Genomic DNA, 21,083 nt, shown 5'->3' with positions numbered 1-21,083 from the left:
TAAGGTGTTGTAAAATCCTGTTTCGTCCAATTCCAACATTCGTCCGATATGTAATAGAATAATTTATGGTGAAATCGAATCACAAAATAATAAGCACTTCTAAACAGTAATGCATTGCTAATCTGCCCGTTAGATTAACAAAGGCAGCCGATCACAATGATCAGCTGCCTTCTTGTCTTTTATTGAGCTATCGTTTCCCGTTAGCTCAATGCAACACCTTCAATGTTAGTGTTACAAATAATCTAGTAATTAGCTATCGTATCCCATCTGCGCATTCTTATCTACGAAACAAGGTCATCTAACCGCCTGGTAAACGAGACCAATGGCCCCAGAATCAAACGTTTTATTTTCGATAAGTTTAAGATTGATCTTCTCGTTGAGGCCTTGGAACAACGGCAACCCACTGCCGATCAGGACAGGAGAAACCGTGATCTTATACTCATCAATTAAATCAAGCTCCATAAGGTAGTGCGCGAACCTAGGACTGCCGAGGATGACCATATCTCTGCCTGGCTGCTGTTTGAGGTTCATGATTTCTTCTTTTACGTTATTTTTCACCAGCCTGGAATTGTTCCACTCGACATTCTCTAACGTTGTGGAAAAAACGATTTTGGTTGTTTTGTCGATCCACTCGGCATGATCCAGTTCATACTGTGTACTTGATGGGTTCGAAGGCACAGATGGCCAGTAACTGTGCATCATCTGATAAGTCCCACGTCCCCAAATGACAGTGTCGGCAGCGCTCAGAATTTCTTTCGCGTGTTTCTCCAAATCAGCATCGTAGGAAACCCAGCCAATGTCCATTTCGCCGTTTGGCCCTTCTACAAATCCGTCCAGCGATGAATGCAAAAATAAAACAAGTTTTCTCATTTTCAGTTCTCCTTTGTTCATGTGGTATACTTACCATTAACTTCACTTTACAACATTTCAGTTCAGGTTGTTTATTATGGATTGCTAATTTAACCTGCCCGTTAGTTTAATCAAAGGACTATGTTTTTCTCACCCGACAAGACATAAATCGTTAAAACAAAAAAAAGCCGCAACTAAGCGACTTTTTCTTTTGCTTCTTCAAAACTCATCCATTTGTACTTTAATTAAGATTTTATTGATTCAGTTGAGATGGATTCACTTTCTGAATTTGAACGATGATGTCAAATGTTTTACCTAATGGTAAATCAACAGTTGTTGGGATATCTGGACCTACCATAGTTATTCCAGCGAAAATGGGATGGTGCTCGTTTAGCCAAGTTTTTGTCGCTCCGCTTGCCTTACGTAAATCAACAAAAAACTGGTCGTAATTGACTTGTCCAAGCGTATAGTTATAACTATTCGGGTCATCTAATTTTAATGTTCCATAGGGCCCATATTCTTGGTTACTGTTATAAACATTGTAACGTCCCTCATAGACAGATGTTCCGATGGATACATACCGTTTTCCATAATGTTCTGCTAAATGCTGCCCAGCTACTTTAGGGTATACGAAAGGGATCATGTTAGTTTTCGAAACGTGTCCATTATGGCCCCACACGATTGTTTTTCCTACATGTTCTTCTGTCCACTTCGCATTTTCATACATGGCAATATCATGTTTCAAATAAAAGTCTTCCTGGTTATCAGGATATGAAGCTGCCATTGTCGTAAATTGCTCGATAATACGGGCATTTTGTTTGATCCATGCGAACTCTTGAGATTTTCCATTCAGCTTACTTTTATTTTGTTCTAATAAAGGACTGATTTGTTTCGCATCTGAAACATATTGCTCTTTTCTTTCTTTCTTGAGGCCGCCAAAGGTATCTATATCCTTCGTTACAGGAATAAGGCCTTTCATCTTTTTTTCGAAACGAGTTACAAGTTTTGGATTATGTTTCTTTACATACTCTATGATATTGTTATAAACATTCTCGTTTACTGTTTGCATATCCATCCCGATGATCCGTATTTTAGATTTATGCTTTGGATTAGCATTATATTGGCGTATCCATTGAAGTAGATCTATGATTTCTTTCGTGTTAAATACAGGCGAGAGATATTGGCTTGGGTCTCCTTTACCCGTAAGAACGTAGCGATCGAGTCCCAATGCTCTGTCCCATCCCTCTTCTAACACTAAGGCCTTAAAGCCCATTCCAACTACCAAATAATTAACAATGCGATGTTTCATGGTAAAAACTTCATGAGCTCCATGCGTCGCTTCACCTAAACCAACAATTGTCGCCGATCCTACCATATTCTTAAGTGGAGTTAAATCATAAAGCGATGCTGTTGGATCCGTTGTCTTTAATGGCTTCGCATGCTTTTCTAACCATTTTATCTGTTCGGCTATTTGATTGGTGTTGTAGGGAGCTGCTACAGAAACTTCTGCTTTCGAAGTTGCATAAGTACCTCCTGTAAAACTAGTCAGTGTGATCATCGAAGCAGCAATTGCGATAACCATTTTCTTTTTCATAAAATCCTCTCCTTAAATACTTTTTGATTTGGTTTGATAAGAGATATTCTAGTTCCCAAAACTCTCACCTGTATCCTACTGCACTCGTTGTCATGTGTAACAGTGTTAAAATGTCATATGACACGCCTTCCCAAAGAAGTGACCGAATGTTACTGACCGATATGACATATCATCTGCATACTGTGGGAGATCAAGCTGTTCGCTCATTGCTAGGACTGCCGGAATGAAGCATGAGGACGGGCCTTATCCAATCACATCAAAAAGTCGTATTTAGTACATATGTCTGTAAAAAAAAAGACCGCCCCACTCAAGGACGGTTGAGTTGTGTCGGAGGACACATTCTCTTACTTAAAAATATTGGGCAACTACAAGACCAACAATAATAACAATGATTAATACTAAAGTGCCTTTCCAACCTAAACTACCTACTAAATCGACTAAACTACCATACTGAGCCCTATCAATTCCGTCTTTCATATGACCAAATGGATTATTTTTCAATTCTTCTTGTCTTAGTCTTTCTCTTGTTTTTTCAGGAGTTTCATAATCTTTGCTCATTATTTCCCCCGTATTATGGCTCAATAATTTGTCTTCCCACGTTCACATCGTCTACCTTCCATTGGTTATCAACAAATTTATAGAATACAAAACGATCAACGAGCTCAAGATTGATAGGACCGCTTTCAAAGTAAGCCGATTGGTGCATTCTCGCCGCTGTTGTACTACTGTAGGTAATATCGGCCTTTTTGTAGTATAGCGTTATTTTTAATGCCATTACTGTAAATAATCTTGTTTATAAATGAGTCCGTGAAATAAGGTCTGAAATGTGTTCGGATTTGCGAATAGCTCGAGAGATCGGTGGCTTCATTTATCTTTTTATTAAGTACGTTTATTCTCTCTTGACTCATTCTCCAAGGCTTCTGCGGCTCTGTATGGATAAAGACCTGTTGCAGACCGATCGTTATGGTTGCTTTTCGTTCTTGTTCGGACCACAGCGCGGTTCCGCCAAAGGCTTCAGCAAAAACACGTGCGGGTACATAAGTTGTTCCATTATCCACTTTTGCTGGCACATCAAGGCTGAAAGCGGCGTTATTTAATAAAGCTGTGCGAGAATTCACACGCAGCAATAGCTCTCGTTTGCCACGAATAATCGTAATGTTTTTTTTGTCCCTGGTTCCAAGTTACTTCTGAATTGAATCTCTCTGAAACAGCACGTAATGGAATCAGCATTCGTCCATTTTCGATTTTCCCATTGTCAACCGTATTTGAAAAATGATTGGCGAAACTTATCGCTGGATTACCGATTAGTAAGGTACACACTAAAGAAAGAGTTAGTGCAATTATTGTTTTTTTCATAGATGATTCCTCCCACGGTTCCATTATATCCTTGACCCTAACTCAATCCTTGTCGTCGAAAATGCCTTGCCAAACGCTCCCTTCAGTTAGATAAAACGCAATCTTAATGGATAATGTTGCAGAATATAATTAATCCCTCCAGCAAATGATGCCGGAGGGATCAGGCAGTACGAAGCTATTATTGCTCAAATATGATTACCGTTTTGGGATTCGCCATGTATTCTACGGGGGATCCTAACAGCTCGGACACGAAGCGTACGGGTATAAACGAACCATTCTTCTTCAACAGTAACGGCGCATCAAATGAAACGGTTCTTCCATTCACGTTTGCTTTCTTCTCATTCTCTTTCCAGCGGATCGTCGTGTTGTCTTTGCTGATCGTTACCTCTTGTTTGCCTTGGTTCCACCCTACCTTCGAACCCAATCGCTCGGATACAAATCGAATCGGGACATAAGTGCGGCTCGATGCAATAAACGGGGCTTCGTTTAACTTAAAGGAACTCTCTCCTACGTAAGCAGTTCTACTCCCGATCAATAATCGCTGGGCTTTCAGTTGGGAATAGACGGATCCATCTCCACCGAGCTTATTGAGAAGTTGATACGTTTTGGTCGTACTTCTTAAATCCAAATAGTTACCGCTTAATTGCAACGCGTATCTTAGCGCTCCCGTGTCATAATGAGTATCGAACGTATGATTTCGAATGGGATCCAAATTCCATACAGGGTTATCCGCTAGATATAAATAATGAAGTTCCCTTAGGGACTTCAAAGGCTCAAGATTGTAAACTAAATTAGAGGTTAGATTCAAGGATGACAGGTTAGACATTTTTTTCAGTGGATCTAGCTTCTTAATCTGATTGTTTTCCGCGGAAAGAGATGTCATTAGCGTCATCCCTTCAAGCTCACTGAGATCCGAGATTTGATTGCTTCCGATATCAAGGCTCATTAAACTTTTGGATAGCGGCTTTAGTGGACTCAGGTCCGAAATTAGATTGCTGGCTAGTTCCAAATTCTTTAGCTTGGTTAAACTGCTCAAGGGCTGAATTTTCACTATCTGGTTCCCGTTCAGTTGTAACCATGTTAATTCCGTGGCCGACGATAATGCCGTAATGTTCGAGATTTGATTATCGTTCGCTTCGAATGTGTGCAGACGCCCAAGCTGCTTGATCACATCAATCGACGAAATTTGGTTCCGGTTTACTATCAACATTCCCATATCCGTCATGGCGGACAAATACTGAATTGAAGCGATCTGATTGCCCGAAATATCAAGTTCGCGAATCTTAGTCAGTGGCTTGAGTGGCATATTATCGTCAATTTCATTATTGGACAAGTCAAGATATGTCAAATTGGAAGCATATTGCAAGCCTTGAATGCTTTTAATTCCTCGATTTGAAAGATCAACCAAGGTTAATGATTGCATATCTTTCTGTGTAACTGCCGCATTTTCATCCTTTTTTAAAATTTCTTTTATTGCTTGCTCCAACTGCTCGTCCTGAAAACTAACTTCCAGGGAAGCCTGCTCCATATATGCCTCTCCTGGTAAGCTGACCAATATCACCAAAAAGTTGTAGGTCAACCACATGAATGTTATAGAAATCATCGCCAATGTGACTACATGGAAAAGAAGTTATATTCCAAACTAACAATTGGAAGAATAGTTTCACTCCCAAGGTGGTAACTATGACAATAAAATTTAAAACATCAGGACATACCTAATAAATATTATTCATCTATCCAGCCCGTTAGCTTAATAAGTTGCAATCGCATCAGACGTTAGATAATCATCTAATCGGTCAAATGAAAGCGAAATCATCGATTTGGTATTTACACATCCACTTCCTGTGAGCTAGACTATAGTTCTTGTTTGCCATCTAAGACCATTCCTTTCCATTGAGCCCGAACAACTCAATTTTATCGGGATGGTCTTGTTGGTCAAACCCTCGATCCCACCACCCGCAATGCGGGTGGTGGTTATATGTTTAGCGCGTTTCACGCACTCAACTGGCTAAAGCAAAAAATCAAAAGGCACCCAATTGGGTGCCATTCAAATGGACACTTTAAAGTACTTTGTTGGATATCTCATACAAAGCCGGCAGTTTCATGAAATCATAACCTACAATACCGAAGTTTGATCAGTGGGTGAACTCCCCCTACTGTCAATCTCTCTTTGACATAGGCAATTAACTCCTCAATGTATCATTTATTGTAATAACCCCACCTTGGCCCTCCTCCACTAAATAAACATCAAAATTATTTGATCCCCTCATAACAAATCTAAATTCCTTGCCCCGAGGAGCTCTCAAATGCACTGTTTTAAAATGACTGGCTGTATCGCTTATTTTGCCAAGTAAAGAAACTGCACGGTCTACACCTGCTAATAGTAAACCTTTATCCAAACTTTCGATATCATTATAGAAATGAAGGATATGATGCGTATTAGCAGTATTGTCCGAAACGGCTCTGACGGATACACCACCATCCGCCGTGTTAGCAATGGTGAATCTTTTTCCATTCATCAGTTCCAAGTAATGTTCATGCTCGGAAACATATTTTTCTACACGACCGCTTTCGAGGTTATAAAATAAATCGGCTGATAATGTATTGGGCCACATCCCATTAACCTCGGAACCATCCACTAAAGTCGCCTTCATGAAATATAAAATCGTAGTTTCGCTGGGCATTCTCCTTGTAGGTAGCAGCTTTGCGGTAACATCGCTAATCCACTTTTTTATTACGCTGTCGTTTAGTTTCAAGTCCTCTGAACCCCATCCTAAACGAAGCAAAGCGATCTGAGCTTGAGATAAAGCATAGTACATCCCAAGCTGAGGAATGATACGTTCAAATGCCGTTATCGTTTTGGCAATGGCTGTAACTGTCTCGGATGTACCTACCTCTGAAATCCCGTGTGTAGGAATGACTGCTTTAAAATGAGAATCAAGGAACATAAGTGAGCCTTCATTCTTATTCAATGTGGCTTTCAGCGTCGAGTGTGCAGTTCCTTCATTAACAATCTCTAAAGCCCTGTTAAAGCCATAAGACTCTCTATACTTGCCTGTATCAGAAATTAAACCAAATCGTCTCACCAATAAATGATTTAAATTTTCAAGCAGAAGATCTTTATTAGCTTCATTGCTTAATGAAGCGGCATCATGACCCAATAATCTGAGGATCCCTTCAGGCTGGAAAGGGTTAACAGGATGGTTGATCGTTTCAGCAAAGTGTTCTTTAAGTCGTTCAGATAATAATATCAGTTCTGACTTCAGCAACAAATTGCAAAGAGATAACACATCCTCGTTCAAATACATATATACGAAACTTCCATTTGCAATAATCGTTTCCAGAATATCCGCAAGAAACGTATCGCCTACCAGAAAATCAGACCCTACTCGTACAGTAAGACGACCATCAACTGAAAATCCGGCTCTAACAGGAGGAAGAGAAAGTTCAACACTATAATCCAACTTCAAAGCGATACCAGGCTCCTTGGATGTATCATCATTTTCATCAATCGCTGACTTTAGTGTCATACTCATCTAAACTCCTTTATATATGACTCCTTCGTAGGGAAGGCTATTTCAAATGGTTGTTTGCTTGCTCTCTCGAGCAATCTCTTTTCGAACGATCGGTGCGACGCGGGTGCCAAACAACTCGATGGCGCGCAAGACTTCGCGATGCGGCAATGTGCCGATATTTAGATGTAAGAAGAAACGGTTCGTCCCTAGATTTTTGCGGACGAGAAGAATCTTCTCCGCGACATATTCAGGATCGCCAACATAAAGGGCTCCATCAATACTACGCGCAGCATCGTAAGATGCACGACTATATGGCGGCCATCCTAATACTTTGCCGAGTTCATTCATTTGAACCGACGTGTAAGGGTAATGTAACTCAGCAGCCTTTACTGTTGTTTCTCCAACGAAGCCGTGTGAGTGTGTCGCAATTCTAAGTTTACTCACATCGTGACCGGCCCCGGCGGCAGCTTGTTTATACAATTCGACTAACGGGGCAAATCTTTCCGGCATTCCGCCAATGATGGCGAAGACGACGGGCAGCCCCAGCGCTCCTGCTCGAATGGCGGATTCTGGGCGCCCTCCGGTTCCGACCCATACCGGAAGCGGGTCTTGGACGGATCGCGGATAGACGCCTAGATTATGGATCGCGGGGCGATGACCACCTCGCCATGTGACTTTTTCCGAAGCTCTAATCTTTAGAAGCAACTCAAGGTGTTCTTCAAACAATTCGCTGTAATCGTTCAAGCTATATCCAAACAACGGGAACGAATCAATAAAGGATCCTCGGCCTACCATAATTTCTGCCCGGCCATTACTGATGCTGTCCAGTGTAGAAAAAGATTGGTATACGCGAACTGGATCATCCGAGGAAAGAACGGTAACGGCACTCGTGAGCCGAATTCGCTTGGTTAAAGCTGCAGCCGCTGCTAGCACCACGGCTGGCGATTCAGAGGCATAATCAAACCGTTGATGCTCTCCTATTCCAAACACATCAAGGCCGACTTGATCGGCAATAACGATCTCTTCGACCCCGTTCCGAATCCGCCTGGGATGGCTAATCCTCTTGCCCGTTACGGGATCCGGTGAGTTCTCTAGAAAAGTGTTGATGCCTATTTCAAAGTTGTCTGTGGATTCGGCCATAGTTGATCCCCCTTAAATTCCTGCTGAGAATATCTTTAAATGGGTTGAAAAGCTGATAATAGAAACTAGTGTTGATTGCAGGCAAAAATATTATCGATGTCCTGCGGCAACGTTTTTTGGCGCTACTTCGTTGATACGTTTAAGATCGGAATCCGTAAGCTCAACCTGCAAGGATCCAATATTATCCTCCAAATACTTTCTTCTTTTTGTTCCTGGAATAGGTACGATATCGCTGCCTTGCATCAATATCCATTTCAGCGCCAATTGAGGTGCGGTGCACCCCTTTTCAGCAGCTATCTCTTGAATTCGGGCGACAAATTTAAGGTTTTTCTGTAAGTTTTGTCCTTGAAATCTTGGGAAGTGCCGTCTTATGTCATCGTTCCCCAAATCCTCGTACCGTTGAATAGTACCTGTCAAGAAACCACGTCCAAGCGGACTATAGGCTACAAATCCGATGCCAAGCTCTCTGCAGGTAGGTAGAACCTCGTCTTCAATGTCTCGGGACCACAAGGAATACTCCGTTTGCACTGCCGATATGGGATGAACCTCATGTGCTCTGCGTATCATATCTGGCGAGGCTTCTGAAAGGCCGATATAACGAACCTTGCCTTCCTTCACCAGATCAGCCATCGCCCCTACAGACTCCTCGATTGGAGTATAGGGATCAATACGATGCTGATAATACAGGTCGATGTGCTCAACACCTAATCTGCGCAAGCTTGCTTCACAGGCAGCCTTAACATATTCCGCTCTTCCGTTATATCCCCACATCGGTCCTTTGTCGCGTACTACCCCAAACTTGGTAGCCAAAGTGACCTCATGCCGTCGATCTTTGATCGCTTTTCCTACCAGTTTTTCATTTTCGCCAACACCGTACATATCCGAGGTATCCAAGAAGCCCACACCAAGTTCTAAAGAACGATGAATCGTCCGTATGGATTCTTGTTCATCCCGGTCACTGCCGTAAAAATCGGACATGGTCATACAGCCTAATCCAAGAGCTGATACTTCCAACCCGCTTGATCCAAGCGCTCTTTTCTCCATAAAAATCACTCCTCATTTTCAATGTTGAAATCACAATACGCTATCTTTTGCATATTCGATATCTTTTCTTATACGCTTTTGAGTTGTTCGGCTACATTCTGTTTATTTTTCAAAGCAATCGAAATCACTGCAAATACGGTTGCAAGCAATACGATTAGCCCTCCGACCCATCCAATCGATGATAGGGAGAGTTGTTCGACAACCACACCACCTAAAACTGCTCCCAAGGCGACACCAATATGGAATGCAGAGGAATTCAAACTCAGCATAATATCAGTTGACTGAGGGGCCATAGTAACCAGATTAAACTGCTGTGCTGGGGCCGTTGTCCAGGCTCCAAGCATCCAAAGAGCTAGTATGAACAAGGCGCCTGCAAAAGTAACGGCAGCAATCGGGAGAAAGAACAGGGCAATCACATGAAGGAGCAGACTTGCAATAAGAGTACGAGCAATTCCCCATTTATCGGCTCCATATCCTCCTATTCGTGCTCCTATTACAGCCATTAGTCCCATGCCTAGCAAGACAAGGCTGATTGTATTGGAGTTAAGACCGGCATTTTCGCGCAACAATGGAGCTAGATATGTAGAAACAACAGAGTAACCTGTAATAAAGAACAAAGAGGTTAACAAGCCACTTATTACTTTGAATTCTTTGAGTACGGCCAGTTGTTTAGAAAGCGGAATCACTTCTTGACCGGATAACTTAGGAACGGCTTTTGCGATGGGAACAGTCGTTATTATGGTAATTACGCCAAGTATAGCGAAAATCCAGCGCCATCCCATATACTCCCCGATCAAAGTGCCTAAAGGAAGTCCGATGACGAGTGAAAGGCTTGTTCCCATTAAGACAGTACCGATCGCACTTCCTCTTTTCTCCGGCGGAGCCATTTGTGCAGCTACACCCAAGGCAACTACGGCGAAAACGCCTGCGCTTACTCCCAAGACAGCCCGGGAAATCATAAGCAAAACATAATTAGGGCTTAGAACAGCAATGAAATTGCCGATAACGAAAATACATAGTGCTGCCAGTAACAGCTTTTTTCGATCTACTTTTGATGTGATTGCTATCAGAATCGGCGTACCCACTGCATAGGCAATGGAATACACAGTAACTAATTGTCCGGCAAGACCTATTGATACATTTGTATCTGAGGCAATCATGTCAAGAATTCCAGTAATAATCGATTCGGCCGTACCGACCACGGTCGCGCCCAGTGCAAGAAAATAAATAATAAATTTGTAGCTCTTCATGTTGTAGTCCTTCATAAGTGCTTCTGATCCCCCGTTTTTCTAATAAAATTGATATTGAATCTAAATGAATAAAAACAATTCTTCAACAGGCTTTCCTACGCATCAGGATGCCCTTGGCCATTGTTAGAAAGCATACGACGTCCACCCCCTTTCAATCGAACGATCGATCAATTTTATACCCAAAAAAATATCGAGCGTTCGATCAATCTATCCCAAAAAAAATTATCGAACGTTCGATCAAAATATTTCGAAAAAAAATGGGCTGTTTATGCTTTAATAGCATTCCAGCTCATTTGAATCATTTTATCGATATTAGCAGAACTGAATTCATATTCACCATTTATATACTCTTTCCCCATTTGGACAAATGGCAGACAGGAGTAGGTAACCAAAAGACTGGTCTCCGAATCCTTGAATAGTCCTTCTCTGATCCCCCTCTCGAATAGAGCATACATCGGCTTGAACACACCACCGTTTTGATCTTTACAGCTTTTGCGTATAAACGGAGAGTCAAGAAACTGTTCCATTAACAGAAAGTTAGCCTTATTATTCACAATATAATTGGAATAATTACGCAAAATCTTCTGAAAACCATCCTTGACTGACATATCGGCCGTTACACCTTTAAACATCATCTGATGCATTTGATCCTTGAGGTTAAAATATAGTTTAATCAGCAAGTCTTCTTTACTTTCAAAATAAAAGTAAATGGATGATGAAGAGATGCTTGCCCTCTTCGCAATTTTGGACATGGATATTTCGGATAGCCCTATTTCATTGAGAAGTGCAATGGTTGTCTGATAGATAAGTTCCATTTTGTTTTCGGATTTGTTTTTCATGAGCTGATTATAATCGATCGTTCGATCAAAATCAAGTTATCTTTCGAACAACCTACACATGTCCGAAATAACCAAGTACCCGTTAGCTTAATGAATTGCAGGCAAAATTGATTAATACATGGTCAATTGATAATCGGCTGCACTTGTTCTTGTCCTCGACAGTGAACAAAAAGATTGACTCAGATTTTTCCCGAGTCATTTTTTATTTGAATGAATTAATAATGAATTGTCCGCGTTCTGGATGGTTCCTTTCACGTTGATATGTCACCTCGGCCGCCTGTAACATTCTTACCGATCTGCTTTACTGCTCCATCCAGTTCCCGTTCATTTAGCTGGTTGTTTGCTCCCAAAAAGGGGGGATTGTCCTATATAATCTCAATGACTTCTTCAAAAATCGTTTCCACTGAGTAATCTTTCAGCGTTCCGGCACCACTGCATAGCCGGTCCGAATATGACCAACTGATAACGAGTGCCGTAGCTTTCAATTTTTCTTACGAAAGTCCTGTGTGTCCATTACATTTAACCGTTTAAGCAGAAGTCGATGAAGTTCCTGTCATCTTCAAACATCGCTTCAAACTTCTTGTCTCCCGGCGAACTACATTGTTGAACCCGCAAAAGAAAATCGAATATGTTTTGAATAAGGATTTGCAATTGTCCGCATTGCATCTTGTTTCTTCCGCAGGATAAAGTAATAGCTACAGGACCTATCCCAGCAGTTCTTTGGCTCCGTTCATCACTAAGGGCATAGTCTGTTTAACGAATGATTCCGCACTTATTAGACGCCCCTCATTGTTCCAAACGTAAGCCGCCCCATACATCCCCCAACCTAACATGATAGAAGCTGTATTAATTAAGAATTTTGCGTTTGGACTCGATAGCATCTTGTCTTTGTCTATAAAGGAAAGAATTATCGTTTGAATTTTTTCCTTTATTTGAATTTCGAATACAGCTCCAAGCGATGTATACCTTCTTTTGCACATAGTGCTTAGACTCTTGTGAAAATCGCATACACCCAGAAAAATACTCTGAATGGTTTCTTCATTTAATACATCGTGACCGCTTATCCTACGATTTATGATTGTCATAAATGATTCCATTAGTCTGGCCTCAAGAATTTCGAATTTATCTACAAAGTGCGCATAAAAAGTCGCTCTGTTAACAGTAGCCCGCTCTGCAATATCCCTAACGGTTATCGATTCAAAGTCTTTTTCTTGAATTAATGAAGCAAAAGCGTCTTGAAGGAGTCGCCGTGTACGTATCACACGAGGATCAGCTTTATTCTTTTTAATTGTCATGGTTAAAATCTCCCCTATTAAAACGACATTATTGAAATGGTGTTGTCTATACAACGGTTTATGGTTATTGATGATTGTGTGCCATTCGGTTGGTATTATAACATGTAAATACAACAAGTGTTGTTCAAACAACTAATGTTGTATTGGAACAAAATGCAGAATGCCGCTTTTCCAAAAGGAGGAGAGAACCATGTCGGTTTCACAACCGTCGCAAATGATAGAACGCCAACTTTTTTTTAATGTTATTCGAGAACGCCGGCCGGTTCGTAGCTATGATCCCAAGATCAAGATTTCGGGGGAGGAATTGACCAAAACATTGCGGCAAGCCACGCTGCCTCCTTCAACCGCTAACTTGCTGCCGTGGCGGTTACTCTTTATCGACTCACCGGAGCTGAATCAGAAGCTGCTTCCGATTGCATTCAATCAACAGCAAGTGGTCGAGGCTTCGGCTGTCATTGCGGTACTCGGAGATTTGGAGTGTTATAAATTGGCCGAGGAAATTTACGGAATGGCGGTCGATGCTGGTTGCATGCCTGCAGAGACGGCTAAATCGTTCGTGGAAAGCTATACCTGCATGTATTCGAGCATGCAGCCCGAGGCAATCCGCCAAAAAGTATATACCGACGGTGGGCTAGTATCGATGCAAGTCATACTTGTCGCCCGCGCTAAAGACTACGACACGGTACCGATAGGCGGTTACGACAAACAAAAGTTCATGGAAGCTTTCCGCATATCAGAACCCGCATAAATAACGGCGGGACAAGGCCTTTTACAGGTCCTACGCATCGGTTTCTAACAAGTCGTCGTACAGTCATATTATCTGGATGGTGCTAGATTTGATTTGGCGAAGGTGCAGATTAAGTTTGGTGGAGACCCTGCCTACAGTAAATAGAGTCGCTGAACAATGCTATAAATTGGCTGAATCGGCTAGGAGCCAGTGAACAAGCTGAGGGCTCTTTGATTTGGTGATTACAATTAACCAGTATATGAGTATGTGCTGATATATGCACATAGTTCGATTTATATTTATATTTCGATATTTTTAAAAACATTGTTATTTAAAACACATCTGGAGAGTGAATTATGAAGAGCACATGGAAAATTTACGTTCTAGCCTTGGTCAGCTTTTTAGTTGGAACATCCAATTACATCATTTCCGGGATATTGGACCGGATCGCAGAGACATTGGGAACAAGCGTTGCGGCAGCAGGACAGCTCATTACAGTCTATTCCCTGGCCTATGCGGTCGGCACGCCTATTTTGATGGCGCTGACGGCCAAAATGGACCGCCGTAGGCTCCTCCTTTATTCGCTGGGCCTCTTTATTGCCGCAAATCTGCTGACATTTATATTGCCCGGCTTCGGTCTCTTCATTGTCGCGAGAATCATTACGGCGTTAGGCGCCGGGGTGGTCACCGTTAACGCGCTCAGCATCGCTGCCAAAATAGCTCCGCCAGGCAAGCAGGCCAGCGCCATCGCCAACGTCACCATGGGCATTACCGCATCGCTCATCATCGGCGTCCCGCTCGGCAGAATGGTGGCCTCTGCTTTTGGCTGGAAAGCGGTATTTCTGGCCATCGCGATTGTCGGGGTCATCGCCATGCTTGTCATTGCCGCGGCTATTCCACGTATGCATTGCGACAAGCCTGTCCCTTTGATCAAACAATTTGCTTTGTTAAAAAAACCTCAGGTTTTGGTTGCTTTAGCGATTACTTTTTTCTGGTTGGGAGGATATTCCCTCGCCTATACCTACATATCCCCTTTTCTGCTAGAGGTGACTCAACTAAATGAATCATTGATTAGCGCAGCTCTGTTCGTGTTCGGCATTGCCAGTTTGATTGGCTCAAAAGTCGGCGGCTACAGCGCGGATAAACGGGGCATTATATTCACGCTCATTTCAGGTATGGCGCTCCACGTCATTTCGTTGATTTTGCTATCCTTAGTCGGACAGTCGGTCATTGCCGTATTCGCCATTTTGATCCTCTGGTCTTTTGCAGCCTGGTCATCCGCTCCGGCGCAGCAATTTAACCTGGTCAAGCTTGTTCCTGAATCCTCGGGTGTCATGCTGAGCTTGAACAGTTCCATGATGCAGCTTGCCATGGCTGTCGGCGCAGGAATCGGCGGGCTGATCGTTAACCGTGTTTCTTTGGCATCCATTACCTGGTTCGGGGTACTCGGGGTACTCATCGCCATCATTGCCGTGTTTGTATTGTCCAGCGTGGCATCACGGCATTCGGCGGTGCAGTCACAGAATTAGGGGTATGCTAAACATGAAATATTTGATAAACTCTGCTCACTAAGTTGATTTTTCGGATCTTATCCACCCTTAACAAAAAAGCAGAACGCAAATGAACTGCACCCCAATTGTTGGACGCAACAACTGGGGTGTGGTTTTTGTTGTTTAGGAAAATGGGCCACGGAAAAAAATGTAATTCCGTTCGGAATACCCCAAGATAACCCGGATCCCTGAACCAAATGATCACCGGGCAACACTTATACAGTTAACCGAGGAAGTGCTGCATCAGATAAATCGTGTTCGGACTGTGCAAATGCAAATTTTGGATGAAATTCCGCAAAAGTTTTCAATAGAACAGCACATCCAAATATAACTATACACATGCAACTTTCCGATATGCCCCCCCCTGGTCGTTTGGGCAACTTTTATTCAATAACTTCCTTTACCCTAAACTAGACCTGTATTTTTAAGTTAAGCATTTCAGAACTCCACTTCCAAAGCTCAAGTGAATGCTCCTTATTGTACGATTCCTCGGAGGATGCTGCCTCTTTAGGTCCATCCCAATATGTTTCACTCTGTACAGAGGATTGTGCAGTCGATCGGATTCAACAGGGTCAGCCAATATACTGCGACTTGCGTAACGAGGAGCTGGCATTCCGGTTTTCTTGCTCAAATCATGAGTATCGATGCTTACGACGACGATACGTCCGTTTTCTTGAAGGTGATTTAGCAATAACCGCACCAGCATGAAGTGACCCAGATGATTCACGCCAAAAGTGGCTTCAATACCATCGGCAGTCATTTGTGTACCTTGCACAAATTGAGTTCCGGCATTGCAGACAATGACATGAAGTGGAGGAAGTTCCGCCTTTGAAAACTGCTCGACAAAGTGGTGAATAGATAAGCTTGACGATAAGTCCAAAACCATCGCTGAGATATTAGCATTTCCAGTAATCCGGATCAACTCATTAGCTGCTTCGTTGCCTCTATGTTGACTGCGTGCAGCAATTATGACATGCCATTCATATGAAGCACTAGCAATAACTTGGGCTGCTTCAAACCTACGCAGTACACCATCTCCTTGAGATTGCAAACCCGTTGTCCTTGTAACTAAATGTCTAATTGTTGTGTTATTTAGAATGCTACTATCATAATTCATCAAATAATTTACTTATTGGCTCATCGAGACTTTTTATTGCGCCATCATGTATAGCGATAGAGCTGCTAGACCTCCATACGTAACCCTGCCCTTAGCTTTAAAAGGGAGCGTATTTACCTGCTACCTGTTTATTCTACTAACCTGCCCGTTAGTTGAACAAAAACAGACGATCACTTTGATCAGCTGCTTTCTTAATTTTATTGAGCTATCGTGTGTCCCGTTAGCTTAATGAGAGAACCATGTTTTTTTACTAGTAAGGCCCACTTAATCTCAGGTTTATCTCCTACTAGGGTTATCATTCGCTCCTCCCAGAACTTCAATGTTTTCCTTTATCCAAGAACGCAACTTATCAGCATAGAAAGAGCGTTCATCTGGATCGGACTGAGAACCCTTTGTCAGATAAAGTTGATCATTCACATATCTAGGGTAAACATGGAGATGATAATGCCACACGTCTTGATTGCCAGCAGGCTCATTATGTTGCCGCGTAGATATCCCATCACATCCATATGTACTTTTCATTGCAAATGCTGTTAGCTGAGCCGCGCGGTGAATTTCAACAGCGTAATCCGCAGGGAGTTCAAAGATGTTCTCGAAATGTTGATTAGGAACAACAAGAACATGTCCTTTATTGTTTGGCCACCATTTGCTCGCTATAAATGCCGTTACCTTTTCATTCTGATAGATGATTTCCCTTTGTTTTGTTCCCTGATTAGGTCGCTCGATACCCCAAACACGACAAAATGGACATTCGTATCCTTCGGGCTTATGTGAAAATGATGCTGTCATCTTTCACTTTCAACTCCTTTAATATTTCTCCAACCAGCTATTAGACGCAGAGCAACTTCTGTTCGTTGCGTTATTCTCCCCGTTAGCATAGCACCAGGCAGGACATATGTACCAAGCAACTTATTTGGTGAGCATGTAAAAAGGAGCTGCTTTACGGCAGCTCGTGTTTCTGGTGTAGACTTCCTTATTGAACTATCGTACCCGTTTGTTCAGCAATGAGAAACAATCTACTTCGAAATATATGTTTGATGTTTGATTGTAAACTCGGGCTTATTTACGAAGTCCGCATAGTTTACGGCTCCGTTAAACTCCAAATAAGCCTGATAGCGAAAGCGAACACTTGGCTGTGTAATCAAATCGAGAACTCTATCCTTCGCTACCCAACGGCTGTCGGTTGTTTCTTCAGAGAAAGATAATAATTCCCCACCAATAGGCTGACATACGAAATCAAATCCAAGTTGAGTAGGAACATCAGTCACGCCGTCATACCATTTCTGTATCCCTGTATTCGAATAGACACCAACTAAACTGCCAACAGAAACATCAATTCCGCTTTCCTCTTTGATTTCACGAATCAAACCATGTATCAGATTTTCTCCAACTTCAACTTGTCCACCAGGGTAAACCCAACCACCGTCACGAGTTTTTACTAAAAGTATATTTCCTTGCCCATCTTCTACAAATCCACCTGTGGCTATTATATGTGTTGGAAATGGCATATTACGACCTCCAATAAGATAATACAAGAACCTTGCAACAGGAAAACCCATCCATGTCCTTATTCTACATATGAACACCTGAACCTTTTTTGACTTAACGAGTTAGATAAAAACAATAGTAGAGGCAGCTGCATCCGAAACAGCGAATTTCAGCATTCTTGATCCTTCCTTAGACAGAGCATCTAGCTCTTGTTGAGTAAGCTTACGAAATGGTTTTATATGTATTTCAGCTCCATTACTCCGGCTCGTCAACTTCCAGGTCCAGGCGACAAAGCCGTCGATTAGAAAGGTAGCACGGATGATGCCATTCGAGGCGCACCGTATTCCTTATATCCCAAACGCTTCATTAAGACATCCCATGCTTTTGAAATACGAGCGATATCCCATCCCGATTCAAGAATTGGCCCTGAAAAACCAAATCCAGGAACGGAAGGAATGACTAGGTGAAACGCTTGGGTCGGGTCACCGCCGTGATTGCGCGGATCGCTGAGCGGACCGATGAGTTCCAAGAACTCGACAATTGAGCTAGGCCATTAATCCAACGATACCCCATATTTCCAGCCAGCTTCACCTAACTTTTCCGGCCAACGAGTCCGAGATAAACGATACGACTTTCCCTGTGGAGCGTGCGTATCCGTCAGCTGCATGAATCGCCCCTTGCTCATGACGAGTTAATATATGCTTAAAGTCAGGAAAGTCAACCATCGCATCATAAATGTAGAGCACATTGCCTCCCGGATATCCAAATACGCATTCGGTACCTTCAGCTAGCAAACTACGCAACAGCGCTTCCGATCCTGTTATCATTGTTTCATTAACTTCACCCTGTTCTCCCATTTCATGTTCCTCCTTTGTAAAATAAATAAACCCCTTTCGCCCCCCGACAGTTTACAACGGCCGAAGGGACGAAAGAGGTTCTTTCGCGGTACCACCCTGGTTTACCGGCAACCTTACGATTCCGGTCTCATGAAGTAAGGTTTCACCTTACCTTCAGCACGATAACGTGTGCCACTCCGTTTGAGTCTACTCATCGAATCAAGCGGGATCCGACTTTCTCTCAAAAGCTCCGAGACGACATCATACAAAGGATTATGGCAAAGGTTTCAGCAGTTCCTTTGCTCTCTGGGCATAAGTGTCTTCGTACTTTTTTCTCTTCATCGCTTATTTATTTACAAATAAAAAAACCTCTCGCCCTCCCACAGCAAAAGCCGTGAAGGGACGAAAGGGATCTTCCGTGGTACCACCCAGGTTTACCGGCAACCTTACGATTCCGGCCTCATGAAGTAAGGTTTCACCTTACCTTCAGCACGATAACGTGTGCTATTCCGTTTGAGTCTACTCATCGAAATCAAGCGGGATCCGACTTTCTCTCAAAAGCTCCGAGACGACATCATACAAAGGATTATGGCAAAGGTTTCAGCAGTTCCTTTGCTCTCTGAACACAAGAGCCCTTGTATTTTCTTCTCATCATTGCTATTTGTGAGGAACAGTATATCACAGATAGTTTGAATTTAGAAGTGCAATACGGCTGGCTCGGCCACTTAGCCTTATAGACGTGTTCGCGGAGTTCACTTCTCAGCTACTGACTTTCTATGTAGCTTATTGCAAGTGGCGGAGGTCTTAACGTTTACATCAATGCATAATGTATTGATCCAGAAACGTATTCCGAAACTTCCCTATTGGATCGTATCGAAGTAGCAATTGACGGAAATCCGCTAACCGCGCATACCGAGCTTGTATTATTTCCGACTCCATCGTAAACAGTTTCGCCCAATGTGGACGTGCTCCAAACGGTTCGAGTTCACGTTCTACAAGCGGAAGTAACTGGCGCACGCTCTCCCAATCCGGCTTCCATGTAAAATGAAAACCAACACTGTCTTGTCGGTAGCATGGGCTCATCCAGTGGGTATCCGAGGCAATGGTTCGTATCTCGGAGATGAAAAGCAGAGGCGCAATTCTATCACGCAGTTTACCTAGCGCACGCAACGCTTCGACCGCATGCCGCCTTGGAACGAAATATTCACTTTGCAGTTCGTTGCCCGCGCTAGGAGTAAATTCCATGCGAAAATGAGGCAACCGTTCATACCATGGTCCAGGTGCGCCTAACTGCTCGCTACAGTTCACCACAGATTGGCCAGGTACCATATGCCGTTTTTCCAGAGCTGGTAAAGCCCCGAAGAAATCGGAAGATGCCTCTTCCTCCCCGTTTATTCCCAACTTTCGTTTTACCCACACTTGATTGAATATGGGCTCTGCCCAATTCGTAAACAAGCTGACACTGTATGCGGAAGATAAAATTTCGTCTATGCCATGATCCAGTGCAGAAAAAGGAAGACGATCATATACGGTCTGACTTACCTGAAACGAGGGTACTAAATCCAGTTTAAGCTTTGTGACGACTCCAAGTCCGCCCAGTCCGACAACCGCCCCATCGAACTCGGGATCTATCCCGCGTGTGAGTACCTTTACTTCTCCATCCGATTTCATTAGCTCGATAGCACGTACAGAAGACGCCAGGCTTGCATTAAGATCGCCCGAGCCGTGCGTGGCTGTCGCCACGGCACCAGCCACGCTGATGTGCGGCAGCGATGCTAAATTATGCAACGCGTAACCATGATCATTTAAATAGCGGCACAGATCGCCATACCGAATGCCACCCTCGACGGTTACGGATCTCTGTACACGGTCGAGATCGATTACCCGACTCATCTTTCGAAGCGAAAGATGGCTGCCCCCGGTGTCGGCAATTCCGTTAAAAGAGTGCCGCGAGCCAAGCACGCGTATGCTTGTGCGGCTAACTACTAGGTCCTTAACCTCTTCTAGACTTTTAGGCTCAAGCAGCTCCATCGAACAGTAGCGATAATTCCCGGCCCAGTTCAGCTTATCTCCCATTTGAACTCTCCTATTTAATATGCTAATTTTTGTCTTGAATCTATTGAAATTGGTTTACCTGAATGTCCAAATACTCCTTTATTCTGTCAAACTGAATCGGTACTCATAAACTTTGACAAACGCAGGCTTTCGCACATTTACATTTTTTTTCAGTACTTTACAGGGAATCAACTTAAAACTAGGTATTCGGCATAACGTCCCGCTTTCCTGCCCGTTAGCTTAATGAAATATGGAAAAATAGTTAGATACTAAACTAATTGGAAACCTGAACATGTTCTTGTCTTTGGCTCGGGAGAAGAACTTGTACCGATAAAACAAAAACCAGCTAATGTTTGTCAAGCACCCGGGCTTGGATAATTTAGAGTTTGCTGGTATAGTTATTTACAGTACAGCAAAGAAACCCTCCG

19 protein-coding genes, 1 pseudogene and 1 other annotated feature are annotated in these 21,083 nt (G+C 42.9%); of the genes and pseudogenes, 2 read left to right on the top strand and 18 right to left on the bottom strand.

The annotated features are described in order from the left end of the window. Window positions 1–294: 294 nt before the first annotated feature. The 12 genes from ACQKPA_RS31735 to ACQKPA_RS31680 all read right to left on the bottom strand — a co-directional run bounded on the left by ACQKPA_RS31735 (window position 295) and on the right by ACQKPA_RS31680 (window position 12,882). Complete coding sequence (locus ACQKPA_RS31735; protein ID WP_427496281.1) at window positions 295–870, bottom strand: dihydrofolate reductase family protein; 576 nt, start codon at window positions 868–870, stop codon at window positions 295–297. Between the two features lie 232 nt (window positions 871–1,102). Further along, on the bottom strand, window positions 1,103–2,443 hold the full coding sequence (locus tag ACQKPA_RS31730; protein ID WP_427496280.1) for an erythromycin esterase family protein: 1,341 nt from the start codon (window positions 2,441–2,443) through the stop codon (window positions 1,103–1,105). A gap of 348 nt (window positions 2,444–2,791) precedes the next feature. After that, window positions 2,792–3,001 (bottom strand): DUF6366 family protein, encoded by a 210-nt coding sequence (locus ACQKPA_RS31725; protein ID WP_427496279.1) that lies wholly within the window; start codon window positions 2,999–3,001, stop codon window positions 2,792–2,794. Between the two features lie 164 nt (window positions 3,002–3,165). Further along, window positions 3,166–3,561, bottom strand: a complete 396-nt coding sequence (locus ACQKPA_RS31720; RefSeq protein ID WP_427496278.1) for a stalk domain-containing protein — start codon at window positions 3,559–3,561, stop codon at window positions 3,166–3,168. Further along, window positions 3,533–3,799: a stalk domain-containing protein gene (locus tag ACQKPA_RS31715; RefSeq protein ID WP_427496277.1), complete on the bottom strand. Its 267-nt coding sequence runs from the start codon at window positions 3,797–3,799 to the stop codon at window positions 3,533–3,535. Before ACQKPA_RS31715 ends, ACQKPA_RS31720 begins: the two co-directional genes overlap by 29 nt. Before the next feature lie 178 nt (window positions 3,800–3,977). Further along, the gene (locus ACQKPA_RS31710; RefSeq protein WP_427496276.1) at window positions 3,978–5,327 is read right to left on the bottom strand and encodes a leucine-rich repeat protein; all 1,350 of its coding nucleotides are present in this window, start codon (window positions 5,325–5,327) and stop codon (window positions 3,978–3,980) included. 655 nt (window positions 5,328–5,982) lie between these two features. Next, a complete protein-coding gene (locus ACQKPA_RS31705) occupies window positions 5,983–7,335 on the bottom strand; it encodes a hypothetical protein (RefSeq protein ID WP_427496275.1) in 1,353 nt (450 codons plus the stop codon). A gap of 42 nt (window positions 7,336–7,377) precedes the next feature. Further along, entirely contained in the window at window positions 7,378–8,454 is a 1,077-nt protein-coding gene (locus tag ACQKPA_RS31700; protein WP_427496274.1) for an Atu2307/SP_0267 family LLM class monooxygenase, read from the bottom strand. A 90-nt stretch (window positions 8,455–8,544) separates the two neighbouring features. Continuing rightward, complete coding sequence (locus ACQKPA_RS31695; RefSeq protein WP_427496273.1) at window positions 8,545–9,498, bottom strand: aldo/keto reductase; 954 nt, start codon at window positions 9,496–9,498, stop codon at window positions 8,545–8,547. A gap of 68 nt (window positions 9,499–9,566) precedes the next feature. After that, complete coding sequence (locus ACQKPA_RS31690) at window positions 9,567–10,763, bottom strand: MFS transporter (protein WP_427496272.1); 1,197 nt, start codon at window positions 10,761–10,763, stop codon at window positions 9,567–9,569. A 251-nt stretch (window positions 10,764–11,014) separates the two neighbouring features. After that, window positions 11,015–11,587: a TetR family transcriptional regulator gene (locus ACQKPA_RS31685; protein WP_427496271.1), complete on the bottom strand. Its 573-nt coding sequence runs from the start codon at window positions 11,585–11,587 to the stop codon at window positions 11,015–11,017. A 704-nt stretch (window positions 11,588–12,291) separates the two neighbouring features. Further along, on the bottom strand, window positions 12,292–12,882 hold the full coding sequence (locus ACQKPA_RS31680; RefSeq protein ID WP_427496270.1) for a TetR/AcrR family transcriptional regulator: 591 nt from the start codon (window positions 12,880–12,882) through the stop codon (window positions 12,292–12,294). Between the two features lie 190 nt (window positions 12,883–13,072). On the opposite strand from ACQKPA_RS31680, the gene ACQKPA_RS31675 reads away from it, so the two are divergent. Both ACQKPA_RS31675 and ACQKPA_RS31670 read left to right on the top strand, forming a co-directional pair. Continuing rightward, entirely contained in the window at window positions 13,073–13,630 is a 558-nt protein-coding gene (locus ACQKPA_RS31675; protein WP_427496269.1) for a nitroreductase family protein, read from the top strand. Window positions 13,631–13,965: 335 nt separating this feature from the next. Beyond that, entirely contained in the window at window positions 13,966–15,138 is a 1,173-nt protein-coding gene (locus ACQKPA_RS31670; protein WP_427496268.1) for an MFS transporter, read from the top strand. Window positions 15,139–15,583: 445 nt separating this feature from the next. On the opposite strand, the gene ACQKPA_RS31665 is transcribed toward ACQKPA_RS31670, so the two are convergent. From ACQKPA_RS31665 to ACQKPA_RS31640, 6 genes and pseudogenes are all read right to left on the bottom strand, one after another. After that, on the bottom strand, window positions 15,584–16,276 hold the full coding sequence (locus ACQKPA_RS31665; protein WP_427496267.1) for an SDR family NAD(P)-dependent oxidoreductase: 693 nt from the start codon (window positions 16,274–16,276) through the stop codon (window positions 15,584–15,586). Between the two features lie 276 nt (window positions 16,277–16,552). Next, window positions 16,553–17,065, bottom strand: a complete 513-nt coding sequence (locus ACQKPA_RS31660) for an HIT family protein (RefSeq protein ID WP_427496266.1) — start codon at window positions 17,063–17,065, stop codon at window positions 16,553–16,555. A gap of 227 nt (window positions 17,066–17,292) precedes the next feature. Continuing rightward, a complete protein-coding gene (locus tag ACQKPA_RS31655) occupies window positions 17,293–17,784 on the bottom strand; it encodes an NUDIX hydrolase (RefSeq protein WP_427496265.1) in 492 nt (163 codons plus the stop codon). A 102-nt stretch (window positions 17,785–17,886) separates the two neighbouring features. After that, the gene (locus ACQKPA_RS31650; RefSeq protein WP_427496313.1) at window positions 17,887–18,084 is read right to left on the bottom strand and encodes a DNA glycosylase AlkZ-like family protein; all 198 of its coding nucleotides are present in this window, start codon (window positions 18,082–18,084) and stop codon (window positions 17,887–17,889) included. Window positions 18,085–18,363: 279 nt separating this feature from the next. Next, window positions 18,364–18,621: pseudogene (locus ACQKPA_RS31645) on the bottom strand (thiamine pyrophosphate-binding protein); the annotation flags it as partial. 61 nt (window positions 18,622–18,682) lie between these two features. After that, window positions 18,683–18,951, bottom strand: a binding site (T-box leader). A gap of 465 nt (window positions 18,952–19,416) precedes the next feature. Beyond that, entirely contained in the window at window positions 19,417–20,676 is a 1,260-nt protein-coding gene (locus ACQKPA_RS31640; protein WP_427496264.1) for an FAD-binding protein, read from the bottom strand. Window positions 20,677–21,083 lie beyond the last annotated feature (407 nt).

The organism is Paenibacillus sp. NPDC093718 (assembly GCF_050279985.1).
Lineage (GTDB): Bacteria > Bacillota > Bacilli > Paenibacillales > Paenibacillaceae > Paenibacillus_AQ.
The sequence above is the reverse complement of the archived record's forward strand: the minus strand, read 5'-3'. Positions and strand labels throughout refer to the sequence as shown.